The organism is Cupriavidus sp. GW823-FHT06D04 (genome assembly GCF_058795055.1).
The window spans coordinates 17,926-30,307 of record NZ_JBXAHL010000006.1 but is presented as its reverse complement, the minus strand read 5'-3'; the positions used below and the strand labels follow the sequence as shown (position 1 = coordinate 30,307).

11 protein-coding genes and 1 pseudogene are annotated in these 12,382 nt (G+C 70.0%); 3 read left to right on the top strand and 9 right to left on the bottom strand.

The window, feature by feature from the left end:
• Positions 1–48 precede the first annotated feature (48 nt).
• The 6 genes from AC1Q7H_RS10890 to AC1Q7H_RS10865 form a co-directional block, all read right to left on the bottom strand.
• Positions 49–255 (bottom strand): hypothetical protein, encoded by a 207-nt coding sequence (locus AC1Q7H_RS10890; protein ID WP_153956212.1) that lies wholly within the window; start codon positions 253–255, stop codon positions 49–51.
• Between the two features lie 88 nt (positions 256–343).
• A complete protein-coding gene (locus tag AC1Q7H_RS10885; protein WP_249221282.1) occupies positions 344–697 on the bottom strand; it encodes a hypothetical protein in 354 nt (117 codons plus the stop codon).
• Between the two features lie 181 nt (positions 698–878).
• A complete protein-coding gene (locus tag AC1Q7H_RS10880) occupies positions 879–2,342 on the bottom strand; it encodes an efflux transporter outer membrane subunit (RefSeq protein ID WP_211981300.1) in 1,464 nt (487 codons plus the stop codon).
• Positions 2,339–3,247, bottom strand: coding sequence for an efflux RND transporter periplasmic adaptor subunit (locus tag AC1Q7H_RS10875; RefSeq protein WP_013952904.1), 909 nt, complete (start codon positions 3,245–3,247; stop codon positions 2,339–2,341). The genes AC1Q7H_RS10880 and AC1Q7H_RS10875 overlap by 4 nt, the downstream gene beginning before the upstream one ends.
• On the bottom strand, positions 3,244–3,462 hold the full coding sequence (locus tag AC1Q7H_RS10870) for a DUF1656 domain-containing protein (protein WP_013952905.1): 219 nt from the start codon (positions 3,460–3,462) through the stop codon (positions 3,244–3,246). Before AC1Q7H_RS10870 ends, AC1Q7H_RS10875 begins: the two co-directional genes overlap by 4 nt.
• A 26-nt stretch (positions 3,463–3,488) precedes the next feature.
• Positions 3,489–5,483: an FUSC family protein gene (locus AC1Q7H_RS10865; RefSeq protein WP_492381305.1), complete on the bottom strand. Its 1,995-nt coding sequence runs from the start codon at positions 5,481–5,483 to the stop codon at positions 3,489–3,491.
• A 213-nt stretch (positions 5,484–5,696) separates the two neighbouring features.
• On the opposite strand from AC1Q7H_RS10865, the gene AC1Q7H_RS10860 reads away from it, so the two are divergent.
• The gene (locus AC1Q7H_RS10860; protein WP_041228863.1) at positions 5,697–6,602 is read left to right on the top strand and encodes a LysR family transcriptional regulator; all 906 of its coding nucleotides are present in this window, start codon (positions 5,697–5,699) and stop codon (positions 6,600–6,602) included.
• A gap of 21 nt (positions 6,603–6,623) precedes the next feature.
• On the opposite strand, the gene AC1Q7H_RS10855 is transcribed toward AC1Q7H_RS10860, so the two are convergent.
• On the bottom strand, positions 6,624–7,187 hold the full coding sequence (locus tag AC1Q7H_RS10855) for a hypothetical protein (protein ID WP_153956210.1): 564 nt from the start codon (positions 7,185–7,187) through the stop codon (positions 6,624–6,626).
• A gap of 183 nt (positions 7,188–7,370) precedes the next feature.
• Between AC1Q7H_RS10855 and AC1Q7H_RS10850 the strand changes: the two genes are divergently transcribed.
• Entirely contained in the window at positions 7,371–7,877 is a 507-nt protein-coding gene (locus AC1Q7H_RS10850; RefSeq protein ID WP_013952909.1) for a GNAT family N-acetyltransferase, read from the top strand.
• Positions 7,878–7,888: 11 nt separating this feature from the next.
• Here the strand turns inward: AC1Q7H_RS10850 and AC1Q7H_RS10845 are convergent, their stop codons facing one another.
• Both AC1Q7H_RS10845 and AC1Q7H_RS10840 read right to left on the bottom strand, forming a co-directional pair.
• Positions 7,889–10,231 (bottom strand): cytochrome P450/oxidoreductase, encoded by a 2,343-nt coding sequence (locus tag AC1Q7H_RS10845; RefSeq protein ID WP_492381304.1) that lies wholly within the window; start codon positions 10,229–10,231, stop codon positions 7,889–7,891.
• Positions 10,232–10,302: 71 nt separating this feature from the next.
• Positions 10,303–11,199: pseudogene (locus AC1Q7H_RS10840) on the bottom strand (Bug family tripartite tricarboxylate transporter substrate binding protein); the annotation flags it as partial.
• A 224-nt stretch (positions 11,200–11,423) separates the two neighbouring features.
• Between AC1Q7H_RS10840 and AC1Q7H_RS10835 the strand changes: the two are divergent.
• Positions 11,424–12,260: an IclR family transcriptional regulator gene (locus AC1Q7H_RS10835; protein WP_013952912.1), complete on the top strand. Its 837-nt coding sequence runs from the start codon at positions 11,424–11,426 to the stop codon at positions 12,258–12,260.
• The last annotated feature ends 122 nt before the right edge of the window (positions 12,261–12,382 follow it).

Here is a 12,382-nt window from a genome sequence, read left to right as displayed (position 1 = left end):
GCGGCACGCCTTCTCAATCTAGCACCGGAGCGCGCACCTCAGTAGTACTCAGCGTGATGTAACCGGCGAAGCCGCCGACGCGGCAACGTCCGCCTGTGCGCAAGGCGTGGCATTGCGGGCTTGTGCGGTGCGCTCGGCAGCGGTTCTGGCAGCGGCGCGGCCGCGCTCGATCACAGCCCAGTCAGGACCGGCGGCAGCGGGAAAAGACGCGGCCAGGGCGCCAAGGCCGAGCAGCGCGAACAGGATGGTTTTCATGAGGGTCTTCAGGAGCAACGGAGAAGAGACGGGGCCGTGCGCCCCGTCGACACGCCACGGCGGCTGCCGTGGCGCGAGCAGGCGCCGGTCAGGCGGCAGCCGAAGCGCGCGAGCCGCTATGGGCCGGAGGTGCCGACACGCCGCTGCGGTCCATGCCCGCCACTTCCATGGCGGCGGCAGCGCGGTTGGCGCCGTCGGTGAAGGGGTCGCGCCGGTCGTTGACGCGGGCGCCATCGGTGAACGGGTCACGCTTGCCATTGACGTGCGCGCCGTCGGTGAACGGGTCGCGCTTGCCGTTGTGCAGGTTGTAGCCGTAGCGGTCGGCGGCGACGCCGCGGTCGTTCAGGCCTTGCGCCATGGCAGGGCTGGCCAGTGCGGCGGCACCGAGTGCTGCGATCGAGAGGGTCGTGGCAAGGAGGGCTTTGAGAGCGTTTTTATGCATGTCTGCTGTTTTTGGGTAGGTGGACGGCATGGCCCGCGAGGGGCCGCGCGGGGATGGCGGATCTGCCTCCCGCGCCGTCCGGGTTCGCCTTTTGGGCGGTGCCGTCGCGTGGGAAGCGCGCGGCACAGGACGAAGTTTAGTCAGGCTGATCCATTCCTGTGATGATTTAAACGTCGAAAGATCAGTCGTTTTTTTCATCACCAGTCGCATTGGCGTCAGCCACCTTGCGCGCGGCCTGCCAACCCCCGCCGAGCGCGAGGAACAGGTCAACCTGGCGCGCGGCGACATGGCCTTCAGACGCAGCCAGTGCGGCCTCTGCATCGGCCAGCGTGCGCTCGGCGTCCAGGCGTGCCAGGTACGGGATGCGCCCCGCCTGCTGCAGGCGGCGCTGCAGCCGCGCTGCTTCGGCGGCCTGTTCACGCGCCGCGTGCAGGGCTTCGTGTCGTTCCAGTTCACGCGTGTAGGCCGACAACGCCGTTTCCGTTTCCTGCAGCGCGCGCAGCACCGCGCCGTCAAAGCGCGCCAGGGCGGCGTCGGCCGCGGCTTCATGCCCGTGGATGCGATGGCGCACGCCGTTGGTCGGCAGCGACCAGCTCAGCAGCGGCCCCACGCTCCAGCGCGCCGTCGGGCCGCTGCCAAGGTGGCTCAGCACGCCGGTCAGCCCGGCGCTGGCGCCGATGCGGATCGATGGATACAGGTCCGCCGTGGCCACGCCGATGCGAGCGGTGGCCGCGGCCAGTTCGCGTTCCGCCTGCCGGATATCGGGCCGGCGCCTGAGCAGCGCGGCGCCGTCGCCCACGGGCAGCGGCGCACGCAGCGTGGGTTCCGCATAGCAGTCCACCTCGGCCTCTGGCAGTGCCGCAGGCGGTTTGCCCAGCAGCAGCGCCAGCCGGTGGCGGGCGGCGCTACGCGCGGCTTCCAGCGTTGGCAAGGCAGCGCGCAGCGCTTCGGTGCGGGCGCGCTCGCGCGCTGCGTCGGCGGGCTCGCCGCGGCCGGCGGCGACCAAGCGGCCGGTGGCGTCCAGCGTGCGTTGCTGTACCGCGAGCTGCAGCGTGGCGGCGGCGAGGTCATGCGTGGCGGCGCAGCCCTGCACGTAGGCGCGCACGGTCTGTGCTGCCACGGTGATGCGCACCATGTCGAGCGTGGCCTCGCTGGCTTCGGCGCCGGCCAGCGCGGCCTCGTCGGCGCGGGCGAGCTTGCCGAAGAAGTCGATCAGGTAGGACACGCCGAAACCGAAGTCCCCCAGGTTGAATACCGGTGGCTTGGTGGTCTGCAGGAAGCTCTCGGCCGACAGCTGCGCTCGCGATGCGCTGGCGCTGGCGCCGCCCTGGGGCAGGTTCTCGGACTCCACCTCGTGCAGCAGCGCCACCGCGCGGCGCAGGTTGGCGCTGGCGGCGCGGATGTCGGTGTTGGCGGCCAGCGCCTGTTCGACCAGCTGGTCGAGCCGCGCGTCGTCATAGAGCCGCCACCAGTCGTCGGGCACGGGCGCGATGGCCACACCGTGCGCTTCGGCGCCCTGCAACGGGCCGTTGGCCGCGGGCGTGCGCACCGCCGCATGATCGGGCACGCGATAGTCCGGGCCCACGGTGGTGCAGGCGCACAGGCAGGCCGCGGCGCACGCCAGCCAGAGACGGCGCGGCCTCACGACCGCGGCCCCGCGCGGCGGCTGGCGTCATCGTCGCGCCTAGCTTCGCGAACGGCCACAGTCGCGGTGCGGCCGGAGACCAGGCGCACATCCGTGGGCACGTCCTCCAGCACGATGCGCACCGGCACGCGCTGTGCCAGCCGCACCCAGTTGAAGGTCGGGTTGACGTTGGGCAGCAGGTTTGAGCCCGCGCTGCGGTCGCGGTCCTCGATGCCGGCGGCGATGCTCTGCACGTGCCCGCGCAGGTGCCGGGGCTCGCCCATGATATGCACGTCGACCGGGCTGCCGATGCGGATCCGGTGCAGCTTGGTTTCCTCGAAATAGCCTTCCACGTGGAAGGAACCGGCGTCGACCATCGACAGCACCGGGCGGCCGGTCGAGACATAGTCGCCCAGGCGCGGCAGCCGGTCGTTGAGGTAGCCCGCCACCGGGCTGCGCACGCTGGTGCGCTCCAGGTTCAGCCGGGCCAGCCGCACCGCGGCTTCGGCCTGCGCCAGCGCGGCTTCGCCTTGCTCCACGCGGGCACGCCCCTGTTCCGCGACTTCGGCAGCAACCAGGCCGTCGAGATTGCGGTTGCGCGCGGCTTCGCGTCGCGCCTGCGCCAGCGCGGCGCGCTGCGTCGCTACCGTGGCCAGTGCCTGCTGCAGGGCCAGCGCGTAGCGGTCGCGATCGATCTCGAACAGGACTTCGCCTTGCTGCACGCGCTGGTTGTCGCGCGCCAGCACGCGCGTGACCAGCCCGGACACATCGGGCGCCACCTGGATGATGTCGGCACGTACGTGTCCGTCGCGGGTCCATGGCGCGGCCGTGTAGTAGTCCCACAGGTGGCGCAGCACCAGCAGGGCGGCGATGGCGGCCAGCAGCGTTGGCAGCAAGGGAAGCAGGGGGCGGAGTCGGAAGGTCATGAAGGCAGTCCCGGCACCGCGACAAAGACTGCGGCCACGGCGCCAAGGACGATCACATAAAGGGAAAGATTGAACAGCGAGCGGTGCCAGATATGCCGGTAGCAGCCCAGCGCGGCCAGCACCATGCGGATCGCGGTAGTGACGGCGAAGGCCAGCACCATCAGCACCAGCACGCCTGGCACGAAGACGCCATAGAGATCGATTTCACTGAGCATTCGGCGGCAGCGGAAAGTTGGGGAGATCAGCGGGCAGCCGCCGGGCCAGGCTGCAGCGTGACCTGCAGCACCACCAGCGCGCCAAGCGTGCCGCGGTGGTCAGAGCGGCCACCTGCGGGCAGCGCGGCCACGCCGGCGATGGCGTCGGCCACCCAGCCGGCCAGTCCCGCCGGCGCCGGCACGGCATGGCCCGCGCGCAGCCGTGCCCGGAAATGCCGGGCCACCGCGGCCAGCACGCGGCGCACCGGCTTGCGCGCCGCGGGCGGCAAGGCCGGCAGCGCTTTCTGCAGCGCCAGCGCGCAGTAGCCGACTTGCAGCGCATGAAAGCCATCGGACGACAAGGGATCGCCGGCAGCCCCCAGCCGCGGCACCAGTTGGCCGAGCCGGTCGAGCATGCGCGCGCCCAGCCGCGCATCACCATCGGCCGCGCGCAGCGTGGCGGCCTGGGCCAGGTCCTGCCAGCTGGCGCGCACCAGCCGGTGCGCCGCCGCCCGCGCGCCGAACGGGCGTACCGCCATCGACCACAGCGGCGCGAACAGCATTGCCGCGGCGCTGGCCAGGCAGGTATTGAAGGTGCCGAGGAAATCCGCATCGAATACGGCCTGCACGTTGGCGAACGACGCCGTGTTCACCGACAGCAGCATCGCAATCAACTGGAAGCCCGGGCGCGCGATCAGCAGGCCGATACCGAGGTAGGGCAGCGCCAGCATCGCGGCCAGCGCTTCAAAGGTGTGCGCGTGCGGCACCACCAGGAACAGGTAGCCGGACGACACCAGCAGGCAGATCGTGCTCCAGCGCAGGAAGGCGCCGGCCATGCGGCGCGGCTCGTCGATGGCCGCAAAGAAGCAGCAGGCGATCGATGCCACCGCGACCGCGCCGGCGCCGTCCTCCCAGCCCGAGAAGATCCACAGCAGCCCCGCGCAGAAAACAGCCAGGCCGCTGGACATGGCGCCGAACAGCAGCATGCCGTGGTCGTGGTGATGGCCGGCAGCCTCCGGGGCCGGGTCGCCGCGTCGCATCGGCGCGCCGGCACTGCGGTCGCCGATGCCTTGCTGCAGCGCCCGGCATTCAGAGTACAAGGTGCCCAGGCGCTGCAGCTGGTCCGCCGCCGTGGCAGCGAGGCGGGCTTGCCAGTCGACCTCGCCCGTGCAGCCATTGGCAAGCCAGCCGCCCGTGGCGACCGGAGGCGGCGTGGCAGCATCGGTCGCCAGCCAGGCGGTCGTCGCAGCCAGGGCCTCGCGCAGTGGCAGCGGCATGCCGTCCGGATGGCTGCGCAGCGCCTGCAGCACGCTTTCCAGCGACGACAGCAGCGGCATCAGCATGGTCATGCGCTGGCGCAGCGCGCGGGCATGGCGCAGCGTGTGGCTGCCCTCGGTGTCATAGGCCAGCTGGCTGACCAGCTGGTCCAGCGCCAGGATGTCGGCGGCGAGCCGGTGGCGGCTGTCGTCGGCGCGCGGGCTGCCGGCGAGGATGTCCGATGCCCAGGCCGCCGCGTCGGCGAGCCAGGTGGCGGCGCGGGACCGCAGCGCGGGCGCCACCTTGGCCGGGAAGACGACCGAGCCCACCAGCCCGGCGCAGACGATGCCGATCACGATTTCCTCGATCCGGGCCACGGCAATATCGAAGATCTGCGCCGGTGCGCTGACGGCCGGCAGCGCGACGATCGGCAGGGTGTAGGCCGCCAGCAGGTAAACATAGCTGCGCGGCGTGCGCTGCAGCAGCGACAGGTATACCAGCACGGTGATCCACAGCGCGATTGCACCCATCAGCACGATCGGCATGTTGACCAGCTGCGGCACCGTGGCCACCGCGGCGGTGGCACCCAGCATCGTGCCGGCCACGCGGTAGGCCGCCTTGGAACGGGTGGCGCCGGTCAGGGGATGGGAAACAAAGTACACCGTCGCCATGGCCCAGTACGGCCGCGGCAGGCCCAGCGCCAGCGCGATATATAGCGCCAGCATCGCGGCGGCGAATGCCTTCAGCGAGAACAGCCACTGTCGTGCATTCGGCCAGCTAGCCATGGAGCGGGGTCTTCAGGAGGAGTTGAGGGCACACCGCGGCCTGCCGCTCCACGCTTCATTTGGCGGCGCAGTTGGGCGGGGGCGATGTGTGGAAGCGAAGTGTAGCCAAACCTTTCGCATTCCATTCATGATTTAATATTGGTCTTTCCATTCCCTTTGTTCATGGATGGCGCAAGCGGCCTGCAGGCAGCACGCCCGCCGTCCCTCAGCACCATGCCCATCGATATCCGCGCGCTGCGCTATTTCGTCGAGACTGCCCGGCTGCGCAGCTTTACCCAGGCCGCGACCTCGCTGTTCGTCACCCAGTCGACCATCAGCAAGATGGTCAAGCAGCTGGAGGACGAGGTCGGCCAGCCGCTGCTGATCCGTGAAGGCAAGAGCGTGCGGCTGACCGACGTGGGCCGCGTGGTCTACGAGCGCGGGCAGGAGGCGCTGGGCGTGGTGCACCGGCTGACGCTGGAGGTGTCCGACCTGTCCTCGCTGGGCCGGGGGCAGCTGACGGTGGGGATCCCGCCGATGGTCAACCTGTTCTTTTCACCGGCGGTCAGCGCCTTCCGGCAGCGCTATCCCAACCTGTTGCTGACCCTGGACGAACACGGCGGGCAGGTGGTGGAGCAACTGGTGGCCAGTGGCGAGCTCGAAGTCGGCGCCACGGTGCTGCCGGGCGACAGCGGCCTGGCGCTGGAAACGCGCCAGTTCGGCCGCTACCCGATCTGGGCCGTGGGGCCGCGCAAGGCCGCCTGGGCGCGCGGGCGCACCGTCACGCTGGCGGCGCTGCGCGATGAGCCGCTGGTGATGCTGACCGATGACTTCTCGCTGACGCGCAAGCTGCGGCAGGCATTTCTGGAAGCACGCATCGAGCCGCGCGTGGTGGCGCGCAGCGGGCACTGGGATTTCCTGGCGTCGATGGCGGCGGCGGGGCTGGGCACTACCTTCCTGCCACAGCCGCTGGCTGAGCGCCTGCAGGGCCAGGGCACGCTGGCCATGGCTCGGCTGACCGAGCCGGCAATGGACTGGACCATGGCGCATATCTGGTCGCCGGGACGCTACCTGTCGCATGCGGCGCGGGCGTGGCTGGCGGTTTGCGATGAGGTGCTGGGCGGCGGCAAAGGATCCTGAACCGCCGCGCGTGCGGCGGCCTCACTTCTTCAGGCACTGGTCGGGCTGAATATCCAGCAAGACCAGCGATTTCTGCCCGGCCACGTAGTGGTAGCGCAACCTGACCCCCAGCTTGCCGAGCACCGGCACATCCGGGTTGCGGCAGATGCCGCGCTCCAGGATCGGCTTGGCCGTCGCCATGAACGCGCGGGTATCGTCACGCGCGGCATCCACCCCCGAAACCTTCAGCTGGAACTCGACGATCTTGCCCGGCCGCGTCACGCAGCCGTCGAAGCGGGTGGTGTCGTCCAGGTCGAGCGGGCCGGCGCGCATCAGCTCCTGGCAGGCCATGCGCAGCTCACGGTCGACATCGCCCGCGGTCAGGCGGGTCACGCCGTTCATGCCGGTCGGCTTGCCGCGCACGGTGCCCAGCAGCAGCGTGGCCAGCCCTGACAGTGGCGGGGACGGCGCAGGCGGGGCAGCCACGGTGGCGGAAACGGCAAGTGGCGCAGCCAGCAGGGACAGGCCCAGGCACACAGCGGCATGGCGCAAAGGATGGCGATCGGGGACGGCGGGGGCAGCGGGGGCAGCAGGGGCAGGGCGCATGACACAACGGGGACGGGATTGCCTTGGGGTTCGCGCTGCTACTTTAGCCTTGGCGCGTTGCTGCCGTTGTCAGGCGTTGTCCTACGGCGCAACGGTGGCTTGCCCTGGCGGCCGCGGCATGCGTGCGAACGGGGAGCGTAGAATCCGGGTTCCTAGGACCTGATCGAAGTCCCGAGTCCCGCCATGTCCGTGCAGATCCGCCCAGAGTCGCCGTCCGACGCCGACGCCATCGCGCAGCTGACCACCGCCGCCTTCCTGACGGCGCCGCACACCAGCCACACCGAGGCGTTCGTCGTCAATGCGCTGCGCCGCGCCGGCCAGCTGACGGTGTCGCTGGTCGCACAGGCCGGCGACAGGCTGGTGGGACACGTGGCGATTTCGCCGGTGACGGTCTCATCCGGCGCGACCGGCTGGTACGGACTGGGCCCGATTTCGGTGGCGCCGGACCTGCAGGGGCAGGGCATCGGCTCACAGCTGATGCACGCGGCGCTGGCTGACCTGCGCCGTCTTGGCGCCGCCGGCTGCGTGCTGCTGGGCGATCCCGCCTACTACGGCCGCTTCGGCTTTGCCGCGCGGCCCGGGCTGGTGCTGGACGGCGTGCCGCCCGAGTACTTCCAGGCACTGGCGTTCGACGATGGCTATCCGGCGGGCAGCGTGCAATACCACGACGCCTTCAACGCCACCGCCTGACGGGCGGGCGTTCAGAGCTCCAGCACCAGCCGGCCGCCGCCACAGGCGCGCGAGCAGCACGCCATCATGCGCTGGTTGGCCTCGCGCTCGCTGCGCGTGAGCACCACGTCGCGATGGTCGACCTGGCCGGCCAGCACGCGCACCTCGCAGGACCCGCACAGGCCTTCCTCGCAATCGCTCTGCACGTCGATATTGGCGCCGCGCAGCGCGCTCAGCAGGGTCTGGCCGGCCGGGACTTCCATGACCAGGCCGGAGTCCTTCAGCTCGACGGTAAAGGGCTGCTCCTTCGACGCATCCAGCGTGCCCAGCTTCGATACGAAGTGCTCCACGCGCAGCGCATCTTCCGGCCACGCCGCGCAGCACTCGGCCAGCGCATCCAGCATGCGCTGCGGGCCGCAGGCGTAGATCTGGGTGCGCGGGTCGGGCTGCGCCAGCAGCTTGCCGAAGTCGGCGCGCTGGTCTTCATCGCTGGCATGGACTTGCAGCCGCGCACCGTGCAGGGCCTGCAGTTCATCCAGCATCGCCATCGCCTGGCGCGAACGGCCGCAGTAGTGGAACTCGTAATCGATGCCAAGCGCACGGGCGCGCCGCGCCATCGCGCTGACCGGCGTGATGCCGATGCCGCCGGCGATAAAGATGGCGCGCTTGCAGCCTTCATCGAAACGGAAGTGATTGCGCGGCCCGCGAATGTGCAGGCGGTCGCCGGCCTGGACGCTGCCATGCACCCAGGCCGAGCCGCCGCGGCTGTCGGGGTCGCGCAGCACCGCAATCTCCAGCGCCGCGGCGTCGTCCGGATCGCCGCACAGCGAATACTGGCGCGACAGCCCGGTATCGCCGCATTCCACGTCGATATGCGAGCCCGGCGCCCAACGCGGCAGCGGCTTGCCGTCAGGCGCCGCCAGCCGCAGCCGGACCACGCCGTCGGCGGCGGGCGTGACGCACTCGACCACCACCGTGCGGGCGATGGTGTGGGCGGACGGCTCGCCGATGCGCACCGGCTGGTGCACGCTGAGCAACGCCGGGTCGCGGCGCTCAGGGTTCTGCGCGGGGTCCCATTCCACCAGCAGGTGCTCCGGGCCGCGGAACGAGGTGTTAGGCACGTAGGTGAAGGTCTGCCCGGCCAGGCGCATATGCGGCAGCCGGCGTGTCAGTTCTTCCAGGAAGACCTGCATCTCCATGCGCGCCAGGTTCTTGCCCATGCACTGGTGCGAGCCGTAGCCAAAGGTCAGCTGCTCGCTGGCGTTGTCGCGGCGGATGTCGAACAGATCGGCATCGGCAAAATGGCGCTCGTCATGGTTGGCCGAAGACGTGACGATCAGCAGCTTGCTGCCTGCCGGCAGGCGGATGCCGCCGACTTCGGCGTCGCGCGTCACCAGCCGCCGCCATGCGGCGACGGAGCCGTTGTGGCGCAGGCATTCTTCCACCGCATTGGGGATCAGCGATGGATCGTCGCAGATCTCGCGCCACGCATCCGGATGCTGCAGCAGCAGCTTGATGGCATTGGCCGAGGCATTGGCGGTGGTCTCGTGCGCGGCGACGATGCCGGCCATCATCATTGAATGCAGGTAGGAGTCGGTGACCACCTCGGGCAGGTCCTTCTGCTTGCGCAGGCCGTACTGCATCCAGCCCGGGCCGGACGGATCCTCGCGCATCTTGTCGAGGATGCGGCCCGCCAGCTGCCAGAAGTTGCCCACGGCATGCGCCACAGCCACCTGCTCCTCCGGCTTCGGCCGGCCCCAGGTGTTGACGGTATGGGCGATGGAGTACTGGCGCAGCAGGTCCATGTCCTCTTCGGGCACGCCCAGGAAATGCAGGGCCACGGTCAGCGGCACCTCCCACAGCATCTGGTCGACCAGGTCGGCGCGGCCATCGTCGATAAAGCGGTCGACATACTCGCGCGCCAGGCGGCGCACCAGCGGCTCATGGTGCGCCAGTTCCGCGGGCGTGAACGGTGCCATCAGCGCGCGCCGGCGCGGCATGTGGGCGGGCTCGTCCTCGTTGACCAGCGTGCGGTTCATGGCGTAGCCATAGGAGGCCAGCACGGCATTGGCCTCGTCGCCGGTGGGCGTGATCTTCTCCAGCGCGATCGACGGGCTGAAGGTCAGGTTGTCGCGGAAGATCGCCTTGATGTCCTGGTAGCGCGTGACCACCCAGTAGCCCAGCGGGGGGCTGTAGAACACCGGCTCCTGCTCGCGCGACCAGCGCACGTATTCGGGCGGGTCCTGCTGGTAGCCGTCGCCGAAGGGATCGAATTGCGCCGCGTTGTGGCTGACCGGGCAGCCGTTGGGCGCGGTCAAGGCGCTGTGGTCGATCGGGCAGCCGCTGCGCGCGGCGCTGGGGGAGGGCTTGGCCATACTGCGTACTCCTGGCGAAAAACAGGGCCGTCCGGTCAGGGCCGGACGGCCATTCGGTGTTGCCGCCGGACTCAGTTGTCCAGCGTGATCTTCAGGTCGCGGATCAGTTTGGTCCAGCGGGTGGACTCGCTGCGCAGCAGCTCGCTGAACTGCGCCGGCGAGTTGCCGACCGGCTCTACGCCGAATTCCACCAGCCGCTTGTTGACAGCGGGCTCACGGATTGCCGCGACCACGTCCTTGCTCAGCGTGTTGACCACCTCCGGCGGCGTGCCGGCCGGCACCACCATGCCCACCAGCGCGGCAGCTTCCACGCGCGGGTAGCCCAGCTCGGCAAAGGTCGGCACGTCAGGCAACTGCGGCAGCCGGGTGGCATTGGCCACCGCCAGCGGCCGGACCTTGCCGCCCTTGATAAAGCCGGCGCCGGCGGCGTAGTCCACCATCATCGCCACCACCTGCCCGGCGGCCACGTCCGACAGCGCCGGCGCGGCGCCGCGGTAGGGGGCATGCGTCATCGACAGGCCGGCTTCCACCTTCAGCAGCTCCATCGCCAGGTGGTGCGGGCTGCCCGCGCCTGCCGAGCCGTAGTTGATGCCGCCCTGGGTGGCCTTGGTCTGCGCGATGAACTCCTTGGCGCTCTTGACCGGGCTGGTCGCGCCCACCACCAGGATCATCGGGAAGCGGCCCAGCAGCGTCACCGGAGCCAGGTCCTTGCCAGGGTTGTAGGAGAGCGATTTGTACAGCACGGGGTTGAACACCAGTGTGCCGTTGTCGGCCGACAGCACGGTATAGCCGTCGGCGGCCGAGCGCGCCGTCTCGGCCGCGCCGATGGCGGTATTGCCGCCCGGCTTGTTGTCCACCACCACCGGCTGGCCGACCTTGGCCGACAGCCCCTGGCTGATGGTGCGCGCGAGGAAGTCCGAACCGCCGCCGGCGGCGTAGGGGACGATCCAGCGGATCGGCTTGGCGGGCTAGGCTTCGGCGGCGTGCGCGGGGATGGCGGCCAGCATCGGCAGCGCCAGGGCGCCAATGGCCAGGCGCTTGAAGTGGGGGCGGGGCATGGGGCTTGTCTCCTTGTTGGTCAGCCCGGTGTACAGCACCGGTGTTTCTATTTTGCGTAAATCATATACGCATTGCGTAATGATTAAATGCGGGTTAACCTTGAAATGACCTCCGTTTGCCGGACCTTCCCGCCATGCCCCGACCGAAAGCTGCCCAACCTCCCATCGAACCCGCCGACGCACCCCGCACGCGCGAACGCCGCCAGCGCGTGCAATCGGCCGTCACCGGCATGGCGGTGCTCAAGGGACTGGCCCGGCTGGGCGGACGCGCCAGCCTGACCGCGCTGGCCGCGCATATCGACGAAAGCCCGGCCAAGGTGCACCGCTACTTGGTCAGCCTGGTGGAAGAGGGGCTAGTGGCGCAGGAGGCGGGCACGCAGCAATACCATCTGGGCTTCGAGGCGCTGCAGATCGGCATGGCGGCGATGCGGCAGGCCGACCCGATCCGGCTGGCCGAAGCCTCGCTGGTGCGCCTGCGCGAAACACTGGAAGTGACCTGCTTTGTCGCGGTGATGGGCAACAAGGGGCCGACCATCATGCGCTTTGAGGAACCGGGTTTGCCGGTGACGGTGAACGTGCGCGCGGGTTCGGTGATGCCATTGCTGTGGTCCGCCACCGGGCGCGTGTTCCTGGGGCTGCTCGATGAAAAGCGCGTGCATGCCCAGGCCGAAGAAGAACTGGCCACGGCCAGCGCGGCGCGGCTGGCGTTGCTCGATGCCAGGGACCCCATCGGCGCGCTGCGGCGCGCGGTGCAGGCCGACGACTGCGCCTGGGTGCGCGACACCAACCTGACCGGCATCAGCGCCGTGGCGGCGCCGGTGCGCGACTACACCGGGCGCGTCTGCGCGGTGCTGACGGCGCTGGGCGCCACCGGCGGTTTTGATCCCGCCATCGACGGGCCCATCGGCAGCGCCGTCCGGCGCGAGGCGCGCGCGGTCAGCACGGCGCTGGGGTTCAACCCCGGGGCCTGATCCGGTCCCTCAGCCGGTGAAGCCGCCATCGGCCAGCAGCGAACGGCCAAGCCAGCGCTACAGTGTTGCCGGCCTGACCGGCGCCGGCTCGTCCAAGCGCTGACCGAGGTTGCGCTCGATTT

Excerpts from the sequence above, each read along its gene's own strand:
- AC1Q7H_RS10860 (WP_041228863.1), top strand. The coding sequence starts at position 5,697 with ATGCCCATCGATATCCGCGCGCTGCGCTATTTCGTCGAGACTGCCCGG.
- AC1Q7H_RS10850 (WP_013952909.1), top strand. The coding sequence starts at position 7,371 with ATGTCCGTGCAGATCCGCCCAGAGTCGCCGTCCGACGCCGACGCCATC.
- AC1Q7H_RS10835 (WP_013952912.1), top strand. The coding sequence starts at position 11,424 with ATGCCCCGACCGAAAGCTGCCCAACCTCCCATCGAACCCGCCGACGCA.
- AC1Q7H_RS10885 (WP_249221282.1), bottom strand. The coding sequence starts at position 697 with ATGCATAAAAACGCTCTCAAAGCCCTCCTTGCCACGACCCTCTCGATC.
- AC1Q7H_RS10890 (WP_153956212.1), bottom strand. The coding sequence starts at position 255 with ATGAAAACCATCCTGTTCGCGCTGCTCGGCCTTGGCGCCCTGGCCGCG.
- AC1Q7H_RS10855 (WP_153956210.1), bottom strand. The coding sequence starts at position 7,187 with ATGCGCCCTGCCCCTGCTGCCCCCGCTGCCCCCGCCGTCCCCGATCGC.
- AC1Q7H_RS10875 (WP_013952904.1), bottom strand. The coding sequence starts at position 3,247 with ATGACCTTCCGACTCCGCCCCCTGCTTCCCTTGCTGCCAACGCTGCTG.
- AC1Q7H_RS10845 (WP_492381304.1), bottom strand. The coding sequence starts at position 10,231 with ATGGCCAAGCCCTCCCCCAGCGCCGCGCGCAGCGGCTGCCCGATCGAC.
- AC1Q7H_RS10870 (WP_013952905.1), bottom strand. The coding sequence starts at position 3,462 with ATGCTCAGTGAAATCGATCTCTATGGCGTCTTCGTGCCAGGCGTGCTG.
- AC1Q7H_RS10865 (WP_492381305.1), bottom strand. The coding sequence starts at position 5,483 with ATGGCTAGCTGGCCGAATGCACGACAGTGGCTGTTCTCGCTGAAGGCA.